Source organism: Chloroflexus sp. MS-G (assembly GCF_000735195.1).
Classification (GTDB): domain Bacteria; phylum Chloroflexota; class Chloroflexia; order Chloroflexales; family Chloroflexaceae; genus Chloroflexus.
Genome location: NZ_JPIM01000066.1, coordinates 1 through 26,437, shown reverse-complemented (window position 1 = coordinate 26,437; position 26,437 = coordinate 1). Strand labels below are relative to the sequence as shown.

21 protein-coding genes are annotated in these 26,437 nt (G+C 54.7%); 9 read left to right on the top strand and 12 right to left on the bottom strand.

All coding sequences use genetic code 11. The annotated features are described in order from the left end of the window. Positions 1-251: 251 nt before the first annotated feature. The 4 genes from rlmD to JE47_RS0112755 all read right to left on the bottom strand — a co-directional run bounded on the left by rlmD (position 252) and on the right by JE47_RS0112755 (position 4,522). Positions 252-1,442: a 23S rRNA (uracil(1939)-C(5))-methyltransferase RlmD gene (gene rlmD, locus JE47_RS0112770; protein ID WP_031460139.1), complete on the bottom strand. Its 1,191-nt coding sequence runs from the start codon at positions 1,440-1,442 to the stop codon at positions 252-254. A gap of 274 nt (positions 1,443-1,716) precedes the next feature. After that, a complete protein-coding gene (locus tag JE47_RS0112765) occupies positions 1,717-2,724 on the bottom strand; it encodes an STAS domain-containing protein (protein ID WP_031460138.1) in 1,008 nt (335 codons plus the stop codon). 18 nt (positions 2,725-2,742) lie between these two features. Then, positions 2,743-4,074, bottom strand: a complete 1,332-nt coding sequence (gene thrC, locus JE47_RS0112760) for a threonine synthase (protein WP_031460137.1) — start codon at positions 4,072-4,074, stop codon at positions 2,743-2,745. Positions 4,075-4,093: 19 nt separating this feature from the next. Beyond that, positions 4,094-4,522 (bottom strand): hypothetical protein, encoded by a 429-nt coding sequence (locus tag JE47_RS0112755; RefSeq protein ID WP_031460136.1) that lies wholly within the window; start codon positions 4,520-4,522, stop codon positions 4,094-4,096. A 312-nt stretch (positions 4,523-4,834) separates the two neighbouring features. On the opposite strand from JE47_RS0112755, the gene mltG reads away from it, so the two are divergent. The 4 genes from mltG to JE47_RS0112735 are packed head-to-tail and all read left to right on the top strand — an operon-like array spanning position 4,835 to position 8,267. After that, entirely contained in the window at positions 4,835-5,902 is a 1,068-nt protein-coding gene (mltG, locus tag JE47_RS0112750; protein WP_031460135.1) for an endolytic transglycosylase MltG, read from the top strand. Continuing rightward, positions 5,893-6,750 (top strand): shikimate dehydrogenase, encoded by an 858-nt coding sequence (gene aroE, locus JE47_RS0112745; RefSeq protein WP_035419442.1) that lies wholly within the window; start codon positions 5,893-5,895, stop codon positions 6,748-6,750. Before mltG ends, aroE begins: the two co-directional genes overlap by 10 nt. Beyond that, the gene (locus JE47_RS0112740; RefSeq protein ID WP_031460133.1) at positions 6,747-7,490 is read left to right on the top strand and encodes a prepilin peptidase; all 744 of its coding nucleotides are present in this window, start codon (positions 6,747-6,749) and stop codon (positions 7,488-7,490) included. The genes aroE and JE47_RS0112740 overlap by 4 nt, the downstream gene beginning before the upstream one ends. A 6-nt stretch (positions 7,491-7,496) precedes the next feature. Further along, complete coding sequence (locus tag JE47_RS0112735) at positions 7,497-8,267, top strand: nucleotidyltransferase family protein (protein WP_031460132.1); 771 nt, start codon at positions 7,497-7,499, stop codon at positions 8,265-8,267. A 448-nt stretch (positions 8,268-8,715) separates the two neighbouring features. Here the strand turns inward: JE47_RS0112735 and JE47_RS0112730 are convergent, their stop codons facing one another. Next, entirely contained in the window at positions 8,716-10,008 is a 1,293-nt protein-coding gene (locus tag JE47_RS0112730) for an adenylosuccinate synthase (protein ID WP_031460131.1), read from the bottom strand. Between the two features lie 67 nt (positions 10,009-10,075). After that, positions 10,076-11,278 carry an aspartate aminotransferase family protein gene (locus tag JE47_RS0112725; RefSeq protein ID WP_031460130.1) on the bottom strand — a complete coding sequence of 401 codons (1,203 nt, stop codon included), beginning with the start codon at positions 11,276-11,278 and terminating at the stop codon, positions 10,076-10,078. Positions 11,279-11,727: 449 nt separating this feature from the next. Between JE47_RS0112725 and JE47_RS0112720 the strand changes: the two genes are divergently transcribed. Continuing rightward, positions 11,728-12,306: a hypothetical protein gene (locus JE47_RS0112720; RefSeq protein WP_031460129.1), complete on the top strand. Its 579-nt coding sequence runs from the start codon at positions 11,728-11,730 to the stop codon at positions 12,304-12,306. 12 nt (positions 12,307-12,318) lie between these two features. On the opposite strand, the gene JE47_RS0112715 is transcribed toward JE47_RS0112720, so the two are convergent. The 5 genes from JE47_RS0112715 to hisC are packed head-to-tail and all read right to left on the bottom strand — an operon-like array spanning position 12,319 to position 16,099. After that, complete coding sequence (locus JE47_RS0112715; protein ID WP_031460128.1) at positions 12,319-13,302, bottom strand: PrsW family intramembrane metalloprotease; 984 nt, start codon at positions 13,300-13,302, stop codon at positions 12,319-12,321. Next, positions 13,299-13,916, bottom strand: a complete 618-nt coding sequence (gene hisB, locus JE47_RS0112710) for an imidazoleglycerol-phosphate dehydratase HisB (RefSeq protein WP_031460127.1) — start codon at positions 13,914-13,916, stop codon at positions 13,299-13,301. Before hisB ends, JE47_RS0112715 begins: the two co-directional genes overlap by 4 nt. Continuing rightward, on the bottom strand, positions 13,888-14,214 hold the full coding sequence (locus JE47_RS0112705; protein ID WP_031460126.1) for a nucleoside triphosphate pyrophosphohydrolase family protein: 327 nt from the start codon (positions 14,212-14,214) through the stop codon (positions 13,888-13,890). The genes hisB and JE47_RS0112705 overlap by 29 nt, the downstream gene beginning before the upstream one ends. Beyond that, entirely contained in the window at positions 14,211-14,996 is a 786-nt protein-coding gene (gene hisN / locus JE47_RS0112700; RefSeq protein ID WP_031460125.1) for a histidinol-phosphatase, read from the bottom strand. The genes JE47_RS0112705 and hisN overlap by 4 nt, the downstream gene beginning before the upstream one ends. Further along, positions 14,993-16,099, bottom strand: coding sequence for a histidinol-phosphate transaminase (hisC, locus tag JE47_RS0112695; RefSeq protein WP_031460124.1), 1,107 nt, complete (start codon positions 16,097-16,099; stop codon positions 14,993-14,995). The genes hisN and hisC overlap by 4 nt, the downstream gene beginning before the upstream one ends. A 109-nt stretch (positions 16,100-16,208) precedes the next feature. Between hisC and fabF the strand changes: the two genes are divergently transcribed. From fabF to JE47_RS0112675, 4 genes are all read left to right on the top strand, one after another. Beyond that, a complete protein-coding gene (gene fabF / locus JE47_RS0112690; protein WP_031460123.1) occupies positions 16,209-17,624 on the top strand; it encodes a beta-ketoacyl-ACP synthase II in 1,416 nt (471 codons plus the stop codon). A gap of 44 nt (positions 17,625-17,668) precedes the next feature. After that, positions 17,669-18,709 carry a DNA polymerase III subunit delta' gene (gene holB / locus JE47_RS0112685; protein ID WP_031460122.1) on the top strand — a complete coding sequence of 347 codons (1,041 nt, stop codon included), beginning with the start codon at positions 17,669-17,671 and terminating at the stop codon, positions 18,707-18,709. Next, positions 18,706-23,814, top strand: coding sequence for a DEAD/DEAH box helicase (locus JE47_RS0112680; RefSeq protein ID WP_031460121.1), 5,109 nt, complete (start codon positions 18,706-18,708; stop codon positions 23,812-23,814). Before holB ends, JE47_RS0112680 begins: the two co-directional genes overlap by 4 nt. A 63-nt stretch (positions 23,815-23,877) precedes the next feature. Beyond that, positions 23,878-25,479: an ATP-binding cassette domain-containing protein gene (locus tag JE47_RS0112675; protein ID WP_236631232.1), complete on the top strand. Its 1,602-nt coding sequence runs from the start codon at positions 23,878-23,880 to the stop codon at positions 25,477-25,479. Here JE47_RS0112675 and JE47_RS0112670 read toward each other — a convergent pair. Beyond that, positions 25,476-26,437, bottom strand: a 962-nt coding sequence (locus JE47_RS0112670; protein WP_031460119.1) for a response regulator transcription factor, incomplete at its 5' end; no start/stop codon positions are given. The two genes, JE47_RS0112675 and JE47_RS0112670, sit on opposite strands and share 4 nt — an antisense overlap.

Below are 26,437 nucleotides of genomic sequence, written 5' to 3'. Positions count from 1 at the left end.
AGTCGGGGCCACTTCCTCATCCCCGCTTGCGGGGGGGCTAGGAGGGTGATAGACGGGCCGGAGGCCCGCGTTCCCAGGAGGGTGATAGACGGCTGTTATGTAGCACACTGATGCCGTTTAGGGAAACGATGGCATCATCACCAGATAGGAAGCACCGAATTGCTGTTGGCAGGTTTCAAAATACTCTTTACCTCTCGTTCCCCCGCTGTGCCGTACAGAGAAAGAGAATAACACGCTCTTGCTAAATGTGTTCAGGCGCGCTCCAGTACGGCCATTGTTTCCACGTGCGGAGTATGGGGAAACATATCATACCCCTGCACATTGAGGACACGATAACCAGCCTGAAGAAGACGTAGATCGGCAACCTGGGTGAGCGGGTTGCACGAAATATAGATAATCCGTTGTGGGGCAATGCGTAAGAGCTGCTGACAAACCTGCGGGCCAAGGCCGGTACGTGGCGGATCGGCGACAACAACTGACAAACTACCGGTCGGCTGTGCTTGCAAATATGCCAGGGTGTCAGCACAAATGGGATTAAAGTTGGTTACGCCATTAGCGAGCGCATTGCGTGCTGCAAAATCGACACTCTCGGCTACTGTTTCTACGCAATCCACACGATCTGCATGTGGCGCCAGATGTAAACCGATCGCGCCCACACCACCATACAGGTCTGCTACCCGCAGCGCTGGTTGGGGTACTGCAGCAGCCACTGCATCGCGAATCAGGCGGGGCGCCAGGTAGATATTGTTCTGGAAAAAGGTATTGGGGCCGATGAAGCAGGTGACGTCACCAATGCGCATCGCTAATTCGGCGGCGCCCCAATACTGACGTCGTTCTCCAAACGAAATGTCGGTGAGCGTGTCGTTGATCAACCAGTGAAAACCGATCACACCAGGTTGACTCAGCGCAGTTGTTGCCAGCTCGGCCATTGTCTGTTCCTCACATTGAGCGGTGGTAACCGCCGCCAGCAGCAGTTCGTCATTGGGATTGCGCCGCACCACAATGTAGCGTAAGCAACCAGTATGGGAGCGGATATCGTAATCGGGGATTCCCAGCGTGACGGCGCGTTGCCAGACATGCTGCGCCGCGGTAAAGGCTGGCGGCGGAAGCAAATGACAGGTTGTTAGCTCAACAATGTAATTGAACCGACCACGTGCACGTAGCCCGAAACGTCCTTTCGTCGCCACATAATCCATGCGTGTGCGATAGCCAAACGGATCAGGTGAAGGCACGACGGTCATCTCAGTAAGGACGATGCCACTCGCTGCATACAGCTCGCGCAATACCGCTACTTTTGCCGCGACCTGATCGGCATATGCTCGATCCTGGAACGCACAACCACCGCACTCCCGCGTATGCGGACAGCGCGGCTCGATGGGGTGACCGGCTAGCGCGTGGTTGATGATAGACTTGTGGAACGTTTTAACAGTAAAAGATGTCATACACCAGTCACGAAGAGAGAACATTAAACCCTATCGAAACGTCCTGTCGTCGGAGTAGAGGTGAAGTGCGCACTGCCCCTATGAGAAGGCAGAGTAGTGATCACGAGATCAGGCTATGCGAATGGTCGGGTGCTGCCCAGCAGTGCCAGCCCTACCCGTCGCGGTGCAGTGCGCTATGTCCATTGGTCGGAATGCACTTATCGGCGCAAAGCGCCGTCTTGTGCCGACAAGCATTCAGACAAGTGCTTATTGTCGTTAGATGGGATCGCTCTCCTCAATTTAAGGTATCCTCAGCATTGTTGCGCTGTGGACGAATAATCGACACTTGAGCTGCCATCCAACGCTGCAATGCTTCTTGGGGTGAGGATGCTACATCGAGTTCTTTCAGATCGATCCCAATGTGCGTTAATGTAAGGGCCACCTGTGATGAAATACCGGTCAGAATCACCTGACAGCCCAGCAGCCGTAGCGCCCGCACCGTTTGGGTCAAAGCATTGGCGACGGCGGTATCAATCACCGGTACACCGGCCACATCGATGATCACCAGGTTAACCCGCCGTTCGTACACCAGCTCCAGCAGACGAGACGTGATCTTCCCGGCGCGTCGGCTATCGATACCGCCCACCAGTGGCGCTAGGAGCACGCCATCAGCAATGCGTACCGCCGGGGTTTCGAGCTGGCTTACCAGTTCGAGCAGCTCTTGCTGTCGTTGATTTTGTTCGATTAACTCGCGCTGCTGCTGTTCAATAGCGACAGCCCGTGCTTCACTTTCGGCACGAGCTGCTTCAGCTCGAGCGGCATTGCGTTCAGCCTCGATGCGAGCCGAGTCGAGTGCAAAGCGGGCAGCCGCAAAGGCTGTCACTTGCACCAGATAGCTGGCAAGGATGGGTATGTTGGCGTATATGCCATCTATGATCCCATTTTCAAGCACATCACGGCCAAGCAAGATCAAAAGTATTGCCAACCCAACACCGGCGACCCATTGCGTGTTGGTTATGGCAACTGCAAATGCCAGTGGGGTAAAAATCACTATTGTCTCTTGCGTTAGGGGTAGCGCAGCCGCCACGACCAATGTTATGCCGGCTGTGGCAAAGAAACGGGCACCGTCCCAGCCCCGCCAGTAGAGCCAGGTAGCCAGGCCGAAAATAGCCGAAACAACCCATGTCAGGACGATGGTTAAGATCGGATCACCAAAGACGAGATTAAGCAGCCCTCGCACAAAGGTATAAGCCGCCATACCCGCCATGAGAATGAACGCCAACTGTCGTTGAGTAATTTTCACGTAGCCTCCTCACTGTTTTCATCCGAATCGTTGATCGATGATGCGTCGTACCGCGTCAATATCGGGTGGTAGCTCAATTGGCGGATTGGTGTACTGCCCAACCACATCGTGAAGAGTGCCTTCATGATACTCTACTTTGAAGCGACTGAATTTGAGTCCATGCGCCGTAGAGATGACTACGACTCGATCACTGCGCTTAATTTCGCCACGTTCAACCAGCTTGATCAATGCGGCAAGCGCAACACCAGTATGTGGACATGCATACGCCCCAGTGCGATCAGCACGGGCTGCGGCATCGGCCAGCTCTTGTTCGGTGGCCTGCTCGACGATGCCGTTAAAGCGTTGTAAGATACTGATCGCCCGGTTAATGCTCACCGGGTCACCGATCTGGATGGCACTGGCAGCGGTAGGCTGAGCCTTGATTGGTGCGTATTCCCGAAAACCGGTAAGGTACGAACGATAGAGTGGATTAGCGTTAGCGGCCTGCGCCGTCACAATTCGCGGCAGACGGTCGATCAAGCCGAGTTCGTACATCATCAACAGACCTTTACCCAGAGCAAACGTGTTGCCCAAATTCCCACCAGGAATAATGATCCAGTCTGGCACTTCCCAGTCAAACTGCTGAACGATCTCGATGCCAACGGTTTTTTGCCCTTCAATGCGGAGCGAGTTGAGCGAATTGGCCAGATAGATGCCATTATCAGGATTGGCAGTAATTTCGCGCACGATCCGCATGCAGCCATCAAAATCGGTATCAAGGGCCAACACCAGAGCACCATGGGCTACCGGTTGTACCAATTGGGCAATACTCACTTTCCCTTTCGGCAGGAAAACGATAGTGGGAATACCGGCTGCTGCTCCGTATGCGGCAAGTGCGGCTGAGGTGTCGCCGGTAGAGGCGCAGGCAATCGCCCGGACTGGCTTTCCCTCACTTATCATCTGTTTGACCACGCTCACCAGGACGGTCATGCCGAGATCTTTGAATGAGCCGGTATGCGAATTGCCACACATCTTGATCCAGAGATCTTCCAACCCGATCTCGCGTCCGAAGCGTTCAGCCCAGAAGAGATTGGTACCACCTTCAAACATGCTGACCACGTTGTCGTCAGACACAATCGGGCAGACCCATTCCTTCTTGCCCCAGACGCCACTGCCATACGGCCAGGTTGTGCGCATCCAGCGATCATCGAAGAGTTTTTTCCACTCTTCGGGGCTACGCTGTGCCAGGGCATTCATATCGTGCTGGACTTCCAGCAATCCTCCTGAGCGGCTGTAGTACACGATCTCAGTCAGGGGATACCGCTCCTCCGGATCATCCTGTGCGGCAAACCATGCGCGATAGGTTGTCATCGTCGTGCGCTCCTGCAATCTATTCCAATTCAGCCTGAATACACGCCAGCATCCGTTCGGCTTCAGTTCGCCAGAATCCGGCTGGGGCGAGACGTACATACGTGGTGAGTTCGGGAATGGCAGCCCGATTATGGTGATGAAAGCGGTGGAAGAGACCGCGTTGGAGATACGGCTCTGGCCAGTCGGGTCGCAGGCGGGTTGCCGTTTCGAGATCGCGGATAGCCGCATAGTACTCACCTAACTCACGCCCTCGGATGAGTCCACGCCGGTAGAGCGCTAGCGCGAGATCGGGCCACGCCGCTAATGCGCGATCAAATGCCTGCACGGCACGGCGATATACCTCCCGATCAATAGTGCGCAGACCAAGCTGGCAGAGGCCTACACCGTACAGATACCACCAGCCAGCCTGAAGCCGACGCCAGAGCGATGGTTGCGACGATTCACGCATTGTCTTCTCCGTATGAAGCGTCATCAGACGAAACGCGATGCACAAACGTTATCATACCATTGAATGGGCAACATGTGAGCGTGACCGCAGAGGCTATTCAGGGCTTTTCGCGGCGCCTGGAGGGGTACGGAACGCAGGGGGCACGCTGAGATCCGGTTTCTCGTATCAGAATTGGTATAACACCCTGGGTCTGCTATAATTGCTCTTGCATTGTGAGCTGTTTTGGCAGAGACTGCTGTGCAATCAACTCACACTCGCAGATAACGAAATACTGCATCGGCACTTGTTGCCAATGTTAAGGAGGGATGACTAATGCGGCATGTCCGCGCACTGTTGCTCGCTCTCTCATTGTTGGCGCTCGTGATCTCGTGTGGCGGTTATGTTCTTCTCAGTGAATTACGGGCAACCCCAGCAACCACTGGTGAGCCGGTTGAATTCGTTGTTGCACCTGGTGAAACGGCCAACGATATTGCTACCCGGCTAAGTGCCGCCGGTCTGATCCGCCAGCCAATGTTATTCCGCATCCTGGTGCGTTGGCGTGGCCTAGATCAGCAAATTCAAGCCGGTCGCTATGTGCTCAGCCCGACAATGACGATGAGTGAAATTCTGATGGTCTTGCAGAGTGGTAAGGTGGTTGACGACATTCAAATTACGATACCAGAAGGATTACGGCTGGAAGAGATAGCAACGATTATTGCTGCAGCCGGTCTGGTCAGCGAAGAGGAGTTTCTCGCCGTTGCCCGCAACGGTGATCGCTTCCGCGATGACTACTTTTTGCTCAGTAGCCTGCCCTCTGGATCAACGCTGGAAGGGTATCTCTTCCCTGATACTTACCGCTTTGCGCCATCAGCGGACGCCGAGACAATTGTGCGGAAATTGCTTGATCGTTTTGTCGAGCAGTACAGCACCATTGAGCGTTCGGTACGTGTCCCTGGCGTAACTGTGCACCAGATTGTGACGATGGCGTCGATTATTCAGCGTGAAGCAGTATTACTGAGCGAAATGCCCAAAATCAGTGCAGTGTTTTGGAACCGACTGAAGCCACAATTTGCGCCTACCGTCGGTGGTCTACTCGGCGCCGATGCGACAGTGCAATACGCCTTGGGCTACGATCCGGTTGAGGGCACCTGGTGGCAACGCGACTTGACCGTAGAAGAGCTGGCAATTCAAAGTCCGTACAATACCCGCGTTACGCCCGGTCTCCCACCAGGACCAATTGCCGCTCCTGGTCTGGCAGCACTAACTGCGGCTGCTCAACCTGATGAGTCGGCGCCATATCTCTTTTTTGTCGCCAGTTGTGAACGCGATGGTTCACACAAATTTGCAACGACAATCGAAGAATTTCGTGTCTATGAAGCGGAGTGGCTGGCGTGTCAATAACATCAGCAACTATGGCTGAAATTTGGTTGATCGGTGATCCGGTAGCCCATTCGCGTTCGCCAGCAATGCATAATTCTGCCCTGGCTGCGCTGGGCATTGCTGCGCGTTATCGAGCGGTTCAGACAACTACTGCCGAACTGGTCAGTCGCCTTGCCGAATTACGTCAACCAGGATTGCTTGGCGCGAATGTAACGCTCCCGCACAAACAAGCGGTGATGCCGTTGCTCGATGAGATTGAACCGATAGCTGCCAGAATTGGTGCGGTGAATACGATTGTGCGGCTATCTGATGGCCGTTTGTTGGGCACAAATACCGATGCACCAGGGTTGCTGGCCGATCTGGCGGCAGCCCGATGGACACCGACCGGTCAAGAGGTGGTTATCCTGGGAGCATCAGGTGCAGCACGAGCCGCAGCATTTGCGTTGGCTGATGCTGGGGTGAGCAGCCTGACCATTGTGAATCGAAGTCTCATGCGGGCAATTGATCTGGCAGCAGCAATTGCTGCCAATCAGCCAGCGTTGCGTGTTCGTGCACTGGCCCTAGGTGATTCGGCAGTGGACGAGGCAGTCGCCAGTTGTACTCTCTTGATAAACGCGACAGCACTGGGCTGGCGCGACAATGAGACACCCCTTCCCGATCCACCGGTCGGTACGCATTGTCTGGTCTACGACATGGTCTACCGTGAGACGACCCTCTTACGAGCAGCAGCCGCTCGTGGCGCACAAGTACGTGATGGGCGGGGGATGCTAGTAGAACAGGGAGCACTGGCGTTCGAGCGTTGGACAGGGCATACAGCGCCGCGAGCGTTGATGTGGCAGGCTGCCTTTGGTGTGGAGCACGGGCCATGATGGATGGATTGGTGATTGTGATTGGTCTGGTGCTAGGAAGTTTCCTAAACATCGTCATTATTCGCTTACCGCGTGAGCGACGGTTACTGGGTTGGCCGCGTTGTATTCGTACCGGCCAACCATTGCAATGGTGGCAGTTGTTACCGGTGTTGGGATGGGTACTACAACGTGGCCGGGCCGCCGATGGTCGGTCATTACCCGTCATCTACCCGCTCGTTGAGATTGGCAGTGCGCTCTGGTTGTGGCGGCTCTACGATCTATACGGTTTGGGGCCACTGTTTGCGTATCTGACGTTTGTTGGGGGAATCTTGATCATCACCGGTGTCGTTGACTGGCTCTACCGCTGGATCTATACGGTTGTCATTTTGGGCGGCGCCGTAGTTGCCTTTATTTGGGGGTCATTTGTTGGAGCAGGCTGGCGTGAATTGCTGCTTGGGGGCCTGATCGGTGGTGTTGGGTTCTTTTTTCTGTATCTGCTCGCGTTGATCTTGTTTCCAGGAAAATCAGCACCGTTTGGCCTGGGCGATGTCTATCTTGCAATCTTTATCGGGGCAGCCCTTGGTCTGCGCCATCTTGGGCCAGCATTGTTGTACGGTGTGTTTATGGCCGGGTTTGTGGCTGCTGGTATTTTGCTAGCCCGACGCTTCGGGCGACAGACACCAGAATACCTTCCTTACGGAGCGTATTTATGCCTGGGTGTGTTACTCTACATTGCTCTGGGTGGGTACCAGTTGACATGAGGGTAGATGATGATCGGCTTGATCCCGGCAGCAGGTATGGCTACACGTCTAGGCGCATTACCGTGTAGCAAGGAACTTTTACCGGTCGGTGCTTTTACGACACCGAATGGCTCGCGACCTCGTCCTGTGATCACCTATCTGCTGGCTCAATGGCAGCTTGCCGGTATCGAGCGGGCATTGATTGTGGTACGACCTGGTAAGTGGGATATTCTGAATTATTTGGGTGACGGTACTGCTTTCGGACCACGCCTGGGCTATTTGATCGTCCACGAACCGTATGGTGCAGCGTATACGCTTGCCGCCGCTCTACCATTCATACAAGGGCAAACGGTTGTCCTCGGTTTACCCGATGTCATTCTGGAGCCAGCAAACGTGTACGCGACCCTTATCGCTCATCATACCACAAGACAACCCGATCTCACGCTCGGTCTCTTTCCCTGCCCAAACCCGCAAACAGCCGATGTGGTTGCCTTAGATGTCGATGGCCGTCGAGTAACGGCTATTGTCATTAAACCTGCCCACACCGATTTGCGCTGGACGTGGATGGCTGCGATCTGGTCACCAGCAGTGACAGAAGTTCTGAACGAGGTGGTAGCAGAAGATCGAACCGCTCGTCAGCGTGGTGAGACGCGACCAGAATTGCACATTGGCGCTGTTTTTCAGGCAGCGATCGTGCGCGGTCTGGTCATCGAAGGAGTGACATTTCCACACGGTCAGGCGCTCGACATTGGTACGCCAATGGGCTGGTCACAGGCCTGTCGGTTGATGAGAGCGTAGGCTCAAGACTTCTCAACGTTTTCAACCTAACTGGCACAAAAGAGAGCAGAAGCGTGGGCGGAAGAGGCGAGTTACCGGTCTGAGTCTGGACAATAGCCTGTTCCCGGGTAACTCGCGATCATGTCCATCACTGTCGCGGTAGGGGCGGGTTTGGAACCCGCCCCTGATGGTGTTTTGACAGACCACACAATGGTTTTCAGCCGTGCATCCAGGCGACCGCAAGATCGCGCATCAGCGGAAGCAGGCATGTGATGTTTATCGGTGTTGCTCCGTTTTGAATAGTCTATGTATCAAAAGTCATCCAAAGCTGAGAACTCCGAAAATCCCTTTTCTAAACGCGGCCAGTGCCTTCATGTAATCATTGCTTGCGCTAAAGCGGAAGCTCTCTGCCGAGAACTTGAAGCCACTCGATGATAACTACACAGGTCGGAGATGTCATAACAAGCATTTAAAACACATCGGCCACCATAATCGTATGATCACGACCGGGGCCAACCGAGACGATGCCAAGCCGGGCGCCTACCAACTGACAGATTCGTGCGATATACGCCTGGGCTGCCTCTGGGAGATCGGCGAAGCGCCGGACATGGCGGGTCGGTTCTGCCCAACCCGGCAACTCTTCGTAAACCGGCTCGATCTGATCAAAGAGGGCCGTCGTCGTTGGCGGATATTCCAGAATTGCGTCGTTCAACTTATAGCCAGTACAGATTTTAAGCGTCTCTAACCCGTCAAGAACATCGAGTTTCGTAATTGCCAGGGTATCGATTCCATTGACTTGAGCCGCGTAGCGTGTCATGACCGCATCGAACCATCCTACCCGCCGCAAACGACCGGTTGTTGTCCCGACTTCAGCCCAGGGGGTACCGATCTGCCGCAGAACATCGGCAACAGCACCATCAACCTCGGTCGGAAATGGGCCTTCACCAACACGAGTCGTGTATGCCTTGACGACCCCAATCACCGAATTGATGCGCGTTGGCCCAATTCCACTCCCCTGGCAGGCACCGGCTGCTCCAGGCGGCGAAGACGTCACAAAAGGATACGTTCCATGGTCAATATCAAGTAATGCGCCCTGGGCACCCTCAAGCAACACCGGCAAATCCTTCTCTAATGCCCGTTGAATGATGGGATGAACATCAGTAATATGATTCGCTAGTCGTCGTCCATACTCTAAGTAGGTCAGATACGTATCGTGCAACGAAAGTGGGCGCGCATTGTACAAGCGGGTCAACAGACGATTCTTCTCTTCCAGTACCAGGCGTAAGCGGTTGAGCAGAGTCTCTTCGTGCAGGAGATCGCCCATCCGTATCCCTGAACGGCTCATCTTGTCGGCAAAGGCCGGGCCAATTCCACGACCGGTAGTGCCGATCTTTCCCTCACCACGAGCCTCTTCCTGCAACTGGTCAAGCTGAATGTGATAGGGCATAATCACGTGGGCGCGATCACTGACAAACAACTTCGCCGTTGATACGCCACGTGCCTCAAGATCGTCGATCTCTTTGATCAAGACTTCTGGGTTGATCACGACCCCAGGACCGATCACATTGACGATGCCCGGATCAAAGATTCCCGAAGGTACCAGATGCAGCTTGAAGGTGCCGAGATGATTAACAACCGTATGACCGGCATTGTTACCGCCACCATACCGAATAACCAGTCGTGCGCGGGCTGCCAGCAGATCAACCAGATGACCTTTACCCTCATCACCCCACTGAGCACCGATTAATGCAACAACAGGCATCGTCTCTCTCCTTGTGGTAGCATGCGTAGTATGTCTATTCCTTCAGCTATCCATCTCTGAACCACGATCAGGAACGCAACGCTGCACGCAGACCTGCGAGCGCCTCGTCAACGTGTTCTGGTTGAATGATCAGTGGTGGCAGCAAGCGAATAACATCTTCACCCGCTGTCGCAACCAGGAGACCGTGGCGATGGGCTGCTTCTCGCACGGCACTGGCCGAACCGGCAATCCGAATACCGCGCATCAAACCACGTCCACGCAGTTCAAGCACCTGATCAGAGTGGTCGGCAGCGAAATCGTGTAACGCCTCGTCAAAATAATTACTCACTTGCCGGACATGGTTCAGGAAGTTCGGATCGCTGATTTTGCGGAATACGACTGTCCCAACCGCAGTGGCGAGAGGATTCCCACCGAACGTCGTACCGTGATCGCCAGGATGAATTGTATCGGCCACATGCTGACCCATCAGGACAGCACCAATGGGTAAACCACCGGCCAGCGGCTTCGCGACGGTCATCATGTCAGGCTGCACACCGAGCTGTTCGTGAGCCCAAAGTGTACCGGTACGACCAACACCGCATTGTATTTCGTCAAGCACCAGAAGCGCACCGTACTGATGACAGAGATCACGTACCCCTTGCATGAACGTCGGCTCGGCGGCACGCAAGCCACCTTCACCCTGCACCGGTTCGATAACTACCGCGCAGACATCATGCCCCATCACTTCTGCCAGCGAGGCCAGATCATTGTAGCGAGCAAAGCGCACGCCAGGCATCACCGGCATAAAAGGTTCACGGTATTTTTCGCGAGCCGTAATCGCCACCGCCCCCATTGTACGACCGTGGAAGCTGCCATCGAAGGCGACAATGGTCGTTTTACCTTCACCGAAATGGGCACGCGCATAGCGACGCGAGAATTTGATCGCCCCTTCGATGGCTTCCGCACCGCTGTTGCAAAAGAATGCCTTGGCAAAGGCCGGACTACTTTGCACCAGCAGTTTCGCCAGCTCAATGGCCGGTCGTGTGTGGTAAAGGTTGGAAACATGGATCAGTCGTTCAGCCTGGGCATTGATCGCCTCAAGTACATCACGATCACCATAACCAAGCGCATTCACGGCGATTCCGGCCACAAAATCGAGGTAGCGACGACCTTCGCTATCGTAGAGATAGACACCCTCGCCGCGTTCGATAACGAAATTGGCCCGTACATAGCTCTGCAAGAGGTACTCGTGATCGGCCTGAATAATATCTGCGGCGCGCTCGCCGGTCATAGTCTGTCCTTTCCGTTCTAGTTCATGAGAACGCACAGCGCAATTATACCACCGGCAGCCGTTTGCAGGTATGTTCCTTGGGCTTTTGATCAGGCGCTACGATGGTATCCAAATGATTTTACCGGCTCTCTGCGATGGGGAACGTCAGCGAGACGACGTACAATAGTGGGGCTTTCAACGTGTTCGGTGGCTGTGCCACAGCACATGCCTGGTACCTGCTCATCTTCCCCCTGAGCCGTCACTCGCTGCTTGCGGAAGGGGAAGTGGAATGGAAAAGAACCTGGAACCCTCTCGCAATAGTCGCATGTGCTCCGAGTTTTTGATCAGGGTCTTATGGAAGATCAAAGGAAGTCCTATTCGGGAATCACCCCGTGGTACTATAGACGCCAGGCAAGGTTTCGGCTACGATACTATGTAGTGATCGTATTCTATATGCAATGAGGATTGCCGTGACAGCCATTATCCTCCAAACCCCGCCTGCCGATCCACTCAACCAGATCATTACGCTGCTCGAGCAATTACGGAACCGATTGCCATTCGCTGAAGAGGAATTAGCGTATCACACTCAACTGCGGGCGATGCTGGCCGAACAGCAAGAACAAAGCGCAGCAGCATTAGCTGCATGGCGGACAGCGCTGGCAAGACGTTGGGAATGCGAGGTGCAAGCTCAACGCCTCTACACCCATGTGCGCCAGCAGGTGATTGACGCTGTTGGCACCGATGCACCATGTTGGCAGCTCGTGGAAGAATCGCCAGCCGACGGTGCCTGGATGGCAACCGATCTGCTGAACAATCTACGTCGGCTGGCAATCGTTGTCGATCTGATCCAACCTGCACTACCGTCTCACAAGGCTATTCAGGCAGAGTTGCAGACGATGGCAGCGCGGTTGGCGCACGCAATTCAAGAGACAGAACGGTGCGAGGAAGAGCGTCGCAGAGTACAGGCCGAGCAGCGAATGCTGAACGAGCTGTGTCAACGGTCGTACCGGCGCACACGCCAACGGATCGCCACCCATTTAGGCGGGTAAGCGACTGTTGGGTTAGGTCGGTACTTCTGGCGCCAGGCGGGCCAGTTCACGGCGTAACTGGTTGATACGGGCAATGGTGTTACGCTGATCTCCAATACCAGTGATGAGATGGTGTTTTTTGTGTGCCAGTTCGGCGCAGGCCTCGTAAAAGCGGCTGGCTGCTTTGCTACGCATACGGTTGCGGAGCTGACCGCTAAACGATTTCGCGGCAACGTAATGAGCCGGTGAGATGATGCCAGCCGCTACCTCCTCGGCCAGATACGTCGCGATATATTGCTGTTCTCGCCGAATCTCCCAAATGACCAGCCCCAAGACGACAATCCAGGATGACCAGTCAACCAGCAAGGTCAGACCAAGACCGGTCAGACCAAATTCACCGGCCATGAAGACAGCCATCGTGTTGTGAAGAGCATGTAAACAAACCGCCAGCAACCATCCGGCAAAGGGAGAGATGAAACGGATCAACCGATTGGGATGCAGGCGAAACATTGCCAGTCCAAGCCCAATCCATGCTGTGTACACTGCATGCCCCCAGCCGCCCAGGATGACTCGTAAAATGAAGAGTGAGATCAGCCCACCAACACCATTTTCACTGTAACCAAAGAAATAGAGGTAAAACAGATTTTCAGTAGCTGCGAAACCGAGTGCAGTAATCGCAGCATAGAGCATGCCATCAAGGCGTGAGTCAAACTCTTCGGGGAAGGCAAGCATAATGATGACGACCGCAATCCCCTTGAGACTCTCTTCGACCAGCGGCGCCAGGAGCGTTGTTTCTGCCAGCTCGGCTGAGGCTTCACCGATAAAGATAGCCAGTGAGGCCTGTGCCAGACCCGTCCAGACAATTGCACCAGGTGTTGCCACAAATGCGCCCCACAGAAAGGCGCCAAACAGCAGAAGACGTGGCTCCTTCTCGAATCGGTCGAGCCAATAGGCAATCGCAGCGTATATAAAAGCCGGTACAAAACTGAGGATTGCCGCAGCGATAAACCCGATCATATCACGCCCTTTGTACTCGGTACCGTCTCGCCAAGACGCGGATCGATACGGGTAGCAGCATCAAGTGCACGTCCACATGCCTTAAACAACGCCTCGATCTTGTGATGATCATTGCGCCCGTACAGTACCTGTGCGTGCAGATTGAGACGACCGTTGAAAGCAATACTCTCAAACAGGTGAGCGATCAGATCGGTTCCTAACTGCCCCACACGCGGGGTCGCAAAATCGGCCTGCACGACACAGTAGGGGCGTCCCCCCAGATCAACGGCAACCAGGGCCAGGGCTTCATCCATTGGCACAAAGCTATGGGCAGTACGGACAATCCCGGCCCGCTCGGCCAGCGCCTGATCGATTGCGCGTCCCAGACAGATACACACATCTTCCGCCGTGTGATGTTCATCAACCTGAAGATCACCCTGCGCACGGACGGTAAGGTCAAAGAGACCGTGACGTGCCCACAGGGTAAGCATATGATCGAGAAATCCGATCCCGGTCTGTACATCAGCGTATCCACTACCGTCGATGGTAAGCGACAGTACAATACTCGTTTCGCCGGTGGTGCGCTCGATGGTTGCCCGCCGAACCCTATTCACTGCGCTGCTGACTTCGCTCACTGCTAAATCCCTCCGGATAACGACGACGTAATTTTTCGATATTAGCCGCCATGACTGCGCCAAGCGAAGCATCAAGCGCATCGCAGGCCAGCGCGGCGTACCAGAGAATATCACCTACCTCTTTCAACAGTTCTTCGCGCTCTAGAGGGTGACCGTGGAAGAGGTGTTTTTTGACCGTGTCAGCAAACTCACCGGCTTCACCGCTCAGGCCGAGTGCTGCATTGATCAAACGTTCACGAGCATCCAAACCGGCAGCCAAAGTACGCAGGGCCAGTTGTTGATATTGATCGGCATTCATGCCTGTTCCTCGCCTGAGATAAGCGCCAACAGCTCAGGTAAGACGTGTCGATTACTCCCGATACCTTCTTGATTGTAAATGGTTGGTGTGCCCTGCCAGTCGGTGTACGTCCCGCCAGCTTCAGTCAAGATCGGCAACAGTGCTGCAGCATCCCAGACGTTCATTGCCGGATCAAGGGCAACCTCGGCCCGACCGGTTGCGACCAACACATAGCCATAACAATCGCCCCAAGTACGGAAGAGCGCAGCACGGGCCAGAATACGCTGGAAAGCAGCCGCCTTTGCGTATCGCTCGTAGTCGTGAGCGGTGGTTCCAACGACCAGACTCTCGCGGAGGGTTGAAATGGACGAGACACGGCAGGGCTGATTGTTCCAAAAGCAGCCAAGACCTTGAGCAGCCGCAACCGTTTCGGCGAGCGCCGGCAGATGGATCACGCCAAGGACCGGCTCACCTTCGCGCAACAGGCCGATCAACACCCCGTAGAGCGGCACACCACGCACAAAGCTCTTAGTACCATCAATGGGATCAAGCACCCAACGGTAGGTTGCATGTTCGCTCCCACTCAGACCGTCTTCCTCACCGAGTACTGCATGATCGGGGTATGATGCCTGGATCATGGCCCGCAAATGGCGTTCGGCAGCGCGATCAGCGATGGTCACCGGCGATTCATCCACTTTACGCTCAACCGTGACCCCCCGTTGAAAATACTGAAGCGTGATCCGACCGGCTTCGTAAGCAATCTGGCGGGCAAAATCAAGCATTTTTTCAAGCGATGTACTCATTGGATCACCTCAGCCAGGGTTGCGAGTAGCACATCGGTCTGAGCTGGCGTACCGACACTAATCCGAATATAGCCGTTCAACAGTGGTGTCTGGTAATGCCGTACTAACACTCCACGTCGTTCGAGCGCCAATTTTAGCTGACGGGCATCACGCCCTTCGACGCGACAGAGAATAAAGTTCGCCAGACTGGGGAAGGGGGTCAGGTACGAAAATGTCTGGAGGCGGGCAAAGAGACGCTCGCGTTCGGCGACAATCGCCTGTACTCGCTGACGCAACTCGTCAGCGACAGCGAGCGAGGCAACTGCTGCCGCCTGCGCCGCAACTGATACGTTGTACGGCTGTTTGATCTTCCAAAGCTGCTCGCTCAACCAACGCGGAAAAAGCCCATAGCCAACCCGTAACCCAGCCAATCCGGCCCACTTACTGAAGGTGCGCAGAATCGCCAGATTTGGGTAGTAATCGAGCAGATCACTCGCACCGACCGGTGCGCGACCCGGTTCGGCGAATTCAATGTAGGCTTCATCAACAACGACCAGCAGGGGTAATTCGAGAATCTGCAACAATTCGTCACGTGGCAATGGGTTACCGGTCGGATTATTGGGTGAAGTGAGAAAAATGGCTTTCGCGCCCTGCGCCGCAGCCTGAACAATCGCCGGTAGATCGAGACTGAAATCGGCGCGACGTGGAACACTGATCACCCGACCCCCACAAATACCGGCATCAAACCGGTACATCCCAAAAGTGGGTGGACAATCGATAATGGCATCACCGGGATTGATGATCAGGCGTAAGACCAGATCAATCAGTTCATCGGCGCCGGCGCCACAGATAATTTCATCGGGTGAGCGCCCCGTATACGCAGCCAGTGCAGTGCGTAACGCTGTTTGTTCGGGGTCAGGGTAAATATGGTACGTTGTTGTCGTTTGTAAGGCAGCCAATGCCGCCGGTGCGGGGCCATACGGATTTTCGTTTGCGTCGAGTTTCACGATCTGCTCAACCGGCAGACCGAGACGGGCAGCCAATACCTCGAGCGGCACAATTGGCGTATACGCCTCGAGGTCAGCGATCTCAGGACGAACAAGATGGGGCATAACGGACATCATAGCAACTCCGTGGCGGCAAGACAGAGCACACCGAGGTGTATGATACCATAGGCCAGCGGAGCGTGGTATAATTCAACCCTTGAACAGTTGAATGACAGGGAGGGAAGTGATGACCTCACGAGCATTAGATCGGCGCGCAGCGTTGCGGGCCGAATTGCTCGGTCTCGTGCGAGAGCATGTGCCCGATGAAGCAATAGAAGCGCAAATTGAAGCTTTACTGGCTGAAGTGCTGGCTGATGAACCGGTTGCTGACCCACAGCCGGTCGTAGCTGACCATCTCCCTCCCGATCAGCGGATTGTCGTTACCGGTATGGGGGTCATCTCGCCGTTCGGTGTCGGGATTGAACCATTTTGGTCTGGTCTGGCAGCCGGAAGAAGCGCCATTGGACGGATTACCTTCTTTGATCCGAGTGACTACCCCTGTCAGTTGGCCGGTCAAGTCAACGACTTCCAACCCCAGATGTTTATCGAGGCCAAAGAGGCCCGCCGGATGTCACGGGCTGGCCAGATGGCTGTTGCCGCAGCACGTATGGCTGTCGAACACGCTCGTCTCCCACTCGAACGAATGGCCCGTGATGAGATCGGGGTCTTGATCGCTAGCGGGACGACCTCGATGCCAGACGTTGAACAGGCAATGATCACGTTAGTTCAGCGTGGTGGCATGAAAATCAGCCCCTTCTTCATTCCGGCAGCGTTGCCGAATATGCCCTCCAGTCAGGTCGCAATTCAATTAGGTCTACGCGGTTACACCACAGCGATCTGTACGGCCTGTGCAGCCGGTGCTCAGGCAATTGGTGAGGCCGCCGAGGTGATTCGCCGTGGAGATGCTGAAATTATGCTGGCCGGTGGTACCGAAGCACCGATCACCGAACTTAGTCTGGCAGCATTTTGCGTGTTACGAGCACTCAGTACACGTAGCAACCACGAACCCACCCGAGCGTCTCGACCATTCGACGCACTCCGTGATGGGTTTATCCCCGGTGAAGGAGCGGCTGTATTAGCACTGGAACGGTTAAGTAGCGCACAACGACGTGGAGCGCCCATTCTGGCCGAATTGATCGGGTACGGTGTATCGGCTGATGCTTATCACGTGACTGCACCTGACCCCGATGGCGAGGGGGCGGCTATGGCGATGCGACGAGCATTACAACAAGCACGTCTAGCGCCACAGCAGGTCGATTACATTAATGCCCATGCCACCAGTACGCCAGCCGGCGATATTGCCGAAACTCGTGCGATCAAAAAGGTATTCGGTGAGTATGCCTATAGTGTGCCCATAAGCTCGATCAAATCGATGATTGGTCACCTTACCGGCGCTGCCGGCGCAGTGGAAGCAGCAGCAACTATTCTGACCCTTCACCACGGCTTGATCCCACCAACGATTAATCTCGAACATCCAGACCCCGAATGCGATCTCGATTATGTTCCGAATATCGCACGTCAGGCGGAGTTACAGGTCGCTATTTCTAATTCGTTCGGATTCGGTGGCGTGAATACCGTCCTGGCTTTTCGCAAAATGTCATAATCAGATACACTGAACAACAACAGGATTCCTTTAGACCTTAATCCATGTGGCACATACACGGTCACGAATGGGCTATTGAACAACTGCGGAGCAATATTCGCACTCAGCGTGTTGCCCACGCCTACCTCTTTGCCGGCCCATCAGGGATCGGTAAATCGTTGCTGGCCCTTCGGATGGCCCAGGCATTGCTGTGCGAGCAACAAACCGGTGATCCCTGCCTGCAATGTCGAACCTGTCGTCGAATCGAACGCGAGAGTCATCCTGATGTCCGTGTTGCCAGTATGGCAACCCAGGCCTCCGCCGCCAAGGCCGAGGAAGCCGCCCGCCAGAAAGAATTGAAAATTGCAACTATCCGCGAGTGGCAACGTGATCTGGCTCTGCGTCCGTATGAGGCATCACGGCGAATTTTGATCCTCCACGATGCTGAACGGCTGAGCGAGGAGGCGGCTAATGCGATGTTGAAGACCCTGGAGGAGCCACCCGACTACGCCACCCTCTTGCTGGTAGCCCACAGCAACGACCTCCTGCCAACGATTGTCTCGCGCTGTCGGGTCTTGCGTTTACGCCCATTACCACGTGATCAGATCGCAGCCGCCTTGCGTGCCCGCGGTGCGTCGCCGGAGCAGGCCGATACGCTGGCAGCCTGGAGCAATGGCCGGATCGGGTGGGCGATCAACTTGCTGAACGATCCGGCTGCCCAAGCGACCCGCCGTGAGCGATTAGACGTATTCATTGGATTACACGAGGCCGATATGGCCGCTGCGCTGCAATGGGCTGAACAACGAGCCAAAGAGTACCGGTCCGGCGATCAGGCAACGGTGCTGGAATGGCTTGATCTGTGGCAGAGCTGGTGGCGCGATCTCCTTTTCGTCGGCGCTGGCTGCGCGGAAGCGGTGACGAACATTGACCGGCGCGCAACATTGACCCGACTGGCACAGCAGATACCACCGGCAGCAGCGTTTGCCTTCTTGCAACAAATTATCACAGTGAGTCAACAGTTGCACGAGAATGTGAATCCACAACTGGCTATCGAGCATCTGGTCTTGCATTTCCCCCGCTCTGGCTCATGGAGGAATGTGACATGAACTCAACATCGATTTTCGATCTCCACGCTGCGGTTATTGACGATTATCGTCAGTTTGTCGAGTCATTCATCCATATCGCCGATGATCGGATCCGTGCAGCAGTTGAGCGGACGATTGCTGATCAGCGGCTATGGCCAGAGCCATTAGTGCAGGTAAGTCCGGCATACGCTGCGGCGCCTACTGTTGATGAGCTGGCACAAGATGGAATCATTCAGCCAGAAACGGCTCACTTCTTCCGCACGCCAACGAACCAACCATTTCGTCTCTATCAGCATCAGTATGACGCACTTCAATGCGCGCAGCGACGGAAGAGCTTTGTCGTTACCAGTGGTACCGGTTCCGGTAAAAGTACATGTTATTTCTTACCCATTATCGATAATCTGTTGCGCCATCGCGACACAGTCAATGGTGTGCAGGCGCTGATTATTTATCCAATGAACGCGCTGGTGAATTCGCAAGAGCAGGCATTACAACAGCTTGCAAACCAGTACCGTGAACAGTACGGTTACGAGTTCCCGATCCGATTTGCGCGCTATACCGGCGAAACCAGTGAAGATCAGCGCGACCAGTTGCGTCGCAATCCACCTCACATATTGTTGACGAACTTCGTAATGGCTGAACTGATGATGGTGCGGCCTGATGACCAGTTTCTGATCGGCGGTGCAGTGCAGGCGTTACGTTTTCTGGTGTTCGATGAGTTGCATACCTACCGCGGCCGCCAGGGGGCTGACGTGGCGATGTTGATCCGACGCATAAAGCAACAACGGTATGCGGCAAAGGACATTCTGCACATCGGCACCTCGGCTACTATGGTCGCTGGTGCGAACACCTCGGCGACTGATCGACGGCGCGTCGTAGCCGACTTTGCGTCACGTTTCTTCGCACACTCGTTCGAGGCCGATCAAGTGATCGAAGAGACCCTCAAACCGCTAACGATTGGGGGACCACCGACAGACACTGAACTTCGAGCAGCATGGGAAACTCCGCTGCCGCCGGCCACTGATAGTACAAGCTGGGATGTGTTGCAGCGCCATCCACTGGCACGCTGGATCGAATTCGCGCTTGGCGTACAGACCGACACCGATGGCCGCCTGGTGCGCCGATCACCGCGCACGCTCAGCGAAGCCGCGCAAGAACTGGCCGATCAGGTTGGTCGAACACCAGAGGAGTGCCGGCAGAAGATTCAACAGATGCTGGAATACGGTAGCACTATCAATCGTCCTGGCGGCGGAAAGGCATTCGCGTTTAAGTTACACCAGTTCATCTCGCAGAGCAACCGGGTGTATGCCACGCTTGAAGACCGCCAGACCCGCGAAATATCACTCGATGGTCTGATCCGTACCAGCAATCAGCGACTGTACCTGCCCCTTGTCTTTTGTCGTCATTGTGGTCAGGAGTACTATGACGTTCTCGTTTACAACCGTGATGTGCTGCCCAACCTGAACGAGCAGATGCTCATCAACGGTATTGACGATAACGACGACAGTGAGCAACGTGGTTATCTGATGCTGCCCCTGGAATCGGACGACTGGAGTGATGAAAAGATCCCTGACGAGTGGTGCGACGCGAAAGGCCGCATCGAAAAACATTGGCGTACACGGATCCCTAGACAGGTGTGGGTGTCGGCAGATGGTCGATTCAGCGAACAGCCATTCTCTGCAGGGCAACGAATGTGGTTTCAACCACGTCCTTTTACGATCTGTCTGCGCTGTGAAAAATGGTACCAGGGCAGAACGAGTGAGTATGCGAAACTCAGTTCCCTCTCCAGTGAGAACGTGTCGAGTGCGACTTCCATCCTCGCGATCTCGCTTTTACGGCGTGCTGCCGAATCTGGCGATAGCAACACCGTATACGACCGCCTGCTCTCGTTTGTCGATAATCGCCAGGATGCTTCATTGCAAGCCGGCCACTTCAACGATCTCGTCCATATTGCGGTGATTCGAGCCGCTCTGGTTGAAGCCCTGCGCACACACCACGAGCTACGCGACAGCAATGTCGCCAGGGAGGTAGTGAAGTCAAGCGGTCTTACCTTGCGAGATATTGCCAGAAGCACAGAATTGCGTGAAGGTACCCCAATGGCGCGGCGAGTCTGGCAAACGTTCACCGATCTGATTGAATACTGGCTCTACGAAGACCTCCAACGCGGCTGGCGGAGTATTGTCCAGCCTAATCTTGAACAACTTGGTCTGCTTCGCATCGAATACGAGGGGCTGCACGAGTTCTGTACTGATGAGAAGGTGTGGCAGGGATCGCTACAGCGTATTCCGCCAGAACGACGGGCAAACATTGTGCGTTACCTGCTCGATACGATGCGTCAGCGACGAGCAATCGATACGCGCTGTCTGCAAGGAGATTACCAGCGCGAATTGCGTAAACGAGTCACGAGCGATCTGAACGAGTTCTGGGGGTTTGATACCGAGGATGGGAACGATTTTCAGGCGGCGACGTATGCACAAATCCGTGGGACATCGAATAAGCCGGTGAATGGTATCTCTCTGAACTGGAAGAGCGCATTTGCCCGGCAATTACGCAAGGTTATGCGGCTTGATCAGGATACGTATGAAGCCATCATTCGCGAGCTGCTCGAACAACTGGTCGCTTATGGTATGGTTACCCGCCTATCCCCCATTGTCGATCATCAGCGCTTTCAACTCAACGCTGCCTGTTTGTGCTGGCGACCAGGAACAGACGGATCGGAAAGCACCGGCGTGAACGGTGTCGCTGACCTGCTCGATAGTAACCGACATCCCCGCCGACCAAATTCCTTCTTCCGAAATTTCTACCTGCAAAAGGCCGAAGCAATTGCGGCATTGGAAGCCCGTGAACACACTGCACAGGTTGTAGCCCAGGGCGAGCGTGAACGGCGGGAAAAGCGCTTTCGCTGGACAAAAGCCGATCAGAACGATCCGACACTGAACCGGCGTTTACCGTTCCTGGTCTGTTCACCAACCATGGAACTAGGCATTGACATTGCCGAACTTTCGCTGGTTCATCTGCGGAACGTTCCGCCGACACCGGCCAACTACGCCCAACGCAGTGGTCGTGCGGGTCGTCAGGGGCAACCAGGATTGATCATCACGTACTGCCGGGCCAATCGGCCACACGATCAATACTTCTTCCGCAATCGGAAAGAGATGGTGGCCGGGAGTGTGCAGGCGCCGCGCATTGACCTGACCGGTGAAGCACTGGTGCGTGCCCACCTCCATGCGATATGGCTCGCCGCAGTACGTCTGCCACTCGGTAACTCGATTGGGAACATCATCGATCTCAATCACCCTGATCTACCGCTCAACCCGAATGCTCTGCACCAGATACAGCTTTCACCGGCCAGTTTGCGTGAGGTGCGTGAACAGGTAGTTGCTGCACTCTTAAGCGAAGATTTGCGGCATGATGCACCATGGTACAACGAGCGTTGGCTCGAGGAGGCGCTTGACGAAGCGCCAAGACGATTTGATGAGGCTTTTAATCGCTGGCGTGAACTGTACCGAATCGCCCTCCGCCAATTAGCAGATGCAAGTGCGCTCATCAACAGTAACGACAAAGATAATCAGGAACGCGGAAAACGTCTACAAAACGAAGCATTGCGTCAGCGCAACTTGCTCTTGCAGACCGATGTTGCCAGCGAGGAGAGTGACTTCTACCCATACCGCTATCTGGCTAGCGAAGGCTTTCTCCCCGGCTACAACTTTCCGGCTCTGCCGGTGCGGGCATGGATTCAACGCGGTGAGGGTGAGTTTATTCCCCGTCCGCGTGTTTTGGGATTACGCGAATTTGCACCCGGTAACTACATTTACCACGAGGGAGCAAAATGGGAAGTAACCGGCTTTCGCGCCACCTCCGCTAGCCTGCACGACCGTCGGATGGATCGGAAGCTCTGCTATACCTGTGGTGCGTTTACTACACTCGAGCACGATTTGTGTCCGGTTTGCCAGACCCGCTTCGATGGCAGTAACAGTTATCTGGCCCCACTCCTCGAAATGCCAAATGTAACCACCCGTCGTCGCGAGCGGATCACTTCCGATGAGGAAGAACGGCGTCGCCGTGGGTTCAAACTCATCACCACATTCCAATTTGCTCCACAAGCAACGCGGCAGCTTAAGGCGCAAATCGTCAATGGAAATACACCGCTGATCGATATGATCTACGCTCCTGCGGCAACCGTTCTCACGATTAACAAGGGGTGGTTGTTTGCTCGAGAGCAGGGCTTTCTCGTCAATCTGAACAATGGTGCGGTCATCGGCGAAAAGGAAAAACCCCAATCCATCGAAGCGGAGGGTCCGCCATACACCGAGCCGGTAGGAACAAGAGTGTTCCTCTACGCTCAGGAGACCAAAAACATTCTCTTAATACGGTTCCGCGTCCCAGAGTGGCGTCATAGTTCTAAGTTCTGGACAAGCCTGAAATATGCGTTACTGTTCGGATTGGTCGAGGCATTCCAGCTTGACACCAACGAGATTACCACTGAAGTCGTAGGGCGTGATGATTGGCTCTCACTCATGTTTATTGAAGAGAGTGAAGGTGGTGTTGGCGTGTTAAGGAGGTTGATAGAAGAACCAGACGCATTTCAGCGTATGGTGCAGGCTGCTCTCGATCTCTGCCATTTCACGACCGAAGGTCTAGACACGAAACCCGAATGCACCGCAGCTTGCTACGACTGTTTACTCAGTTTCTCGAACCAACGCGAAATCTTAGATATTGACCGTCATCACATTCGTGACGCTTTGCTCCAGTTACATCACGCCCAGCTTCAGCAAGACTACAACCGGCGCACGTATGATGAACAAGTTTCCTTCTTGCTGGCCCAGATCGATCCCAAATCCGAGCTTGAGCGGCGATTTCTGAAAACGTTGCAGGCATTGCATGCGCAACTCCCCGCTAGTGCGCAAGAGCGGATTGACGACGTACATTGTGTCGTTGACTTTTTCTACGATCCAAATATCTGCGTGTTCTGTGACGGTAGTGTTCACGATGAACCACACCAGCGTGCGCGTGATGAGCAGGTGCGACGTGAACTCCGTGCGCATGGGTATCGAGTCATCGTTATCCGCTACGACCGTAATTTGGAAGAACAGATTCGGTCGTACCCTGATGTGTTTAAGGTGTAAGCGTATAAGGGGTGCACATTTTCAGCACCTTGCTGAATGCGTTACGTTACAAGCGGATAGCAGATGAATCGTATGCAATCCCTGCTCAGTGTACGTGAATTGAATATAACCCTTGCTACCAAGCCCATTCTGAGCGGAATCACCTTTGATCTGCAAGCGGGTGACATCCTGGGAGTAGTGGGTTTGCGCAGTGCGGGGAAATCGGTGCTCTTGCAGGTGCTGGCCGGTATCCATCCACCGACAACCGGTGAGGTACGGATTGAGGGTATCACGCTGGAATGGCGAGCGCAGGTAGCGCAACGGCTCGGTATTGAATTCGTGCCCCAAACCCCGCCCCTGGTTGAGTTAATGCCGGTACTGAACAATATCTTTCTGGGGCGTGAATATGGCCGAAGACGGCTTGATCAGGCAGCGATGGCAACAATTGCGTATCAGTGGCTGGAACGATTTGGATTGCCGCGCAGTCTTGCCCACCAACGCACCGGTGATCTGAACGAAGAAGAAAGACAACTGGTTGCACTTATTCGCGCATTCGTGCGTCCGTTCCGTATTCTGATCCTCGATGAATCGTTCTCGGCACTGAGTTTCGCCCGCCAGCAGGTTGTCTTGCAGTATCTACGTGAACGGGCCGCAACCGGCGTTGGCATCATTCTCAGCAGCGACGATCTCAACCTGATCTTCAGCATTACCAACCGACTGCTGGTCTTGTACCAGGGTCGGCAGGCCGCCTTACGTACAACCGCCAACACCACACCACGCGAAGTTGTCGAGCTAATGGTCGGTTCAGTTCGTCAGGAGCGCGTCACACCCCTGATTTGGGCTTTTGAGAATTACTATCAGGCCCAACAACAAGCCGAATCGCTTCGTCAGCGCCAACAACAACTGCAACACAACCTGGCCGAGCAAGACTCACTCAATCGTGAGTTGGTACGGCAATTACAAACCCAAATGACTGCGCTTGATCAACTTAATCGAGCATTGCAAGAAGCCAATCACCGGCTCATCGTCGAACGCGAAGCCGAACGTAAAGCGTTGGCACGCGAGCTGCACGATCAGGTCATTCAAGACTTGCTGAGCTTCAACTATCAACTCGAACATGTTGAAGAAGAACTTGAACAACCGACCGTTCTGGCCGAGTTGCAGAACATCCGGCACGGTATTCGTGAAGTTGTAGCGATGTTGCGTCAGATATGCAGCGATCTACGCCCCCCGACACTCGACAGTCATGGCCTGGCTGCCGCACTACGTTCTCTGGTAAGTCAGTGGAGTGAACAAACCGGTATTCATGTTGAGCTGAACCTGGTTGAACCGCTGGATCGCTGGTCAGAGACCATCGAACTCACTGTCTTTCGCATCGTGCAAGAGGGATTGAACAATGTACGCAAACATGCCCGTGCCAGCCAGGTATTCCTGGAGGTACGTCGTACCTCAGCTGCAGGGATCATGGTTCGACTGGCCGACAACGGACGTGGAATGGAGACACCGCCTGATCTGCGCAGTCTGTCAGAACAGCGACACTTTGGTCTGATCAGCATCAGTGAACGGGTTTCACTACTGCGCGGTACGCTCCAGATCGGCCCTTCAAGCTGGGGCGGGTTAGAACTTCAGGTAGAGATTCCTAACCCGGCGCCCTTTCCAACCACCGAAGGGATCGGCATCAACTAGAGCGCTTTGTGCTTACGCTGGATGGCATCCTCGACGACCTGACGAACTGCAGCGGCATCGAGGTCTTTCTTATCAAGGAAGGCCAGGGCGCCAGATTCCAACCCTAAACGACGGAATTCGCGATCTGGGTATGCACTGATCAGCACAACTCGCGCACCAGGCTGAAGGGTCTTGATCCGACGCAAACATTGAATTCCGTCACCATCGTTTAGAATGACATCAATAAAAATCAGATCGGGCGTTATCTGTTGCAGTAATTGCACCGCCTGGTGACAGTCCTCGGCGTCGTACAGCCAGGCATCGATACAAGCTTTCGCGATCATCCGCTTGAGTTGCACACGATACCGTTCGTTATCGTCGATGACCAAAACTGTCAGAGGTACTGTACTGGTCGTTAGTGGTTCACGATGCTGAACAACGTCGAAGCCTGTCTCGGCAAGAAGTTCGGGATGCTGAAGGGCAAACTGATAGGCTTCAAGCCGACTACTCACATTAATCGCCCGGTAGAGCGCTGTCAGATGATTCTCGACCGTCTTCACGCTGAGACCCATCTCCTGGGCCATCCGCCGATTATCATACCCCTGCACAATCAGCCGTAAGAGTTCGCGTTGACGACGGGTCAGGGCCGTCTGCGGCGAATGGGTAAGCTGAGGGGTGGCCTGAATGAGACGGCTTAGCAACGGGCCGGATATCCAGTTACCGCCAGCGATAATCCGTTGGACTGCCAGTTGCAGGTCACTGAGCGGCTGATCTTTCAGGTGATAACCATGGACACCGGCTGCTAGCAGGCCAATGACATAAGATTGATCATCGTAGGCGCTAACCACCAGAATCTTCATTGCCGGATAGGTCGTATGAATATGGCGGATGGTCGCAATGGGATCGAAGTCCGGCATCGCTACATCAACAACCAGCAGGTCGGGTTGATGTTGAGCCAGAACGGCCAGCAGTTGCGGGC

Coding starts and splice junctions, on each gene's coding strand:
- rlmD (WP_031460139.1), bottom strand. CDS start 1,442: ATGACATCTTTTACTGTTAAAACGTTCCACAAGTCTATCATCAACCAC.
- thrC (WP_031460137.1), bottom strand. CDS start 4,074: ATGACAACCTATCGCGCATGGTTTGCCGCACAGGATGATCCGGAGGAG.
- JE47_RS0112755 (WP_031460136.1), bottom strand. CDS start 4,522: ATGCGTGAATCGTCGCAACCATCGCTCTGGCGTCGGCTTCAGGCTGGC.
- mltG (WP_031460135.1), top strand. CDS start 4,835: ATGCGGCATGTCCGCGCACTGTTGCTCGCTCTCTCATTGTTGGCGCTC.
- JE47_RS0112740 (WP_031460133.1), top strand. CDS start 6,747: ATGATGGATGGATTGGTGATTGTGATTGGTCTGGTGCTAGGAAGTTTC.
- JE47_RS0112735 (WP_031460132.1), top strand. CDS start 7,497: ATGATGATCGGCTTGATCCCGGCAGCAGGTATGGCTACACGTCTAGGC.
- JE47_RS0112730 (WP_031460131.1), bottom strand. CDS start 10,008: ATGCCTGTTGTTGCATTAATCGGTGCTCAGTGGGGTGATGAGGGTAAA.
- JE47_RS0112725 (WP_031460130.1), bottom strand. CDS start 11,278: ATGACCGGCGAGCGCGCCGCAGATATTATTCAGGCCGATCACGAGTAC.
- JE47_RS0112715 (WP_031460128.1), bottom strand. CDS start 13,302: ATGATCGGGTTTATCGCTGCGGCAATCCTCAGTTTTGTACCGGCTTTT.
- JE47_RS0112705 (WP_031460126.1), bottom strand. CDS start 14,214: ATGAATGCCGATCAATATCAACAACTGGCCCTGCGTACTTTGGCTGCC.
- hisN (WP_031460125.1), bottom strand. CDS start 14,996: ATGAGTACATCGCTTGAAAAAATGCTTGATTTTGCCCGCCAGATTGCT.
- hisC (WP_031460124.1), bottom strand. CDS start 16,099: ATGATGTCCGTTATGCCCCATCTTGTTCGTCCTGAGATCGCTGACCTC.
- fabF (WP_031460123.1), top strand. CDS start 16,209: ATGACCTCACGAGCATTAGATCGGCGCGCAGCGTTGCGGGCCGAATTG.
- holB (WP_031460122.1), top strand. CDS start 17,669: ATGTGGCACATACACGGTCACGAATGGGCTATTGAACAACTGCGGAGC.
- JE47_RS0112680 (WP_031460121.1), top strand. CDS start 18,706: ATGAACTCAACATCGATTTTCGATCTCCACGCTGCGGTTATTGACGAT.
- JE47_RS0112675 (WP_236631232.1), top strand. CDS start 23,878: ATGAATCGTATGCAATCCCTGCTCAGTGTACGTGAATTGAATATAACC.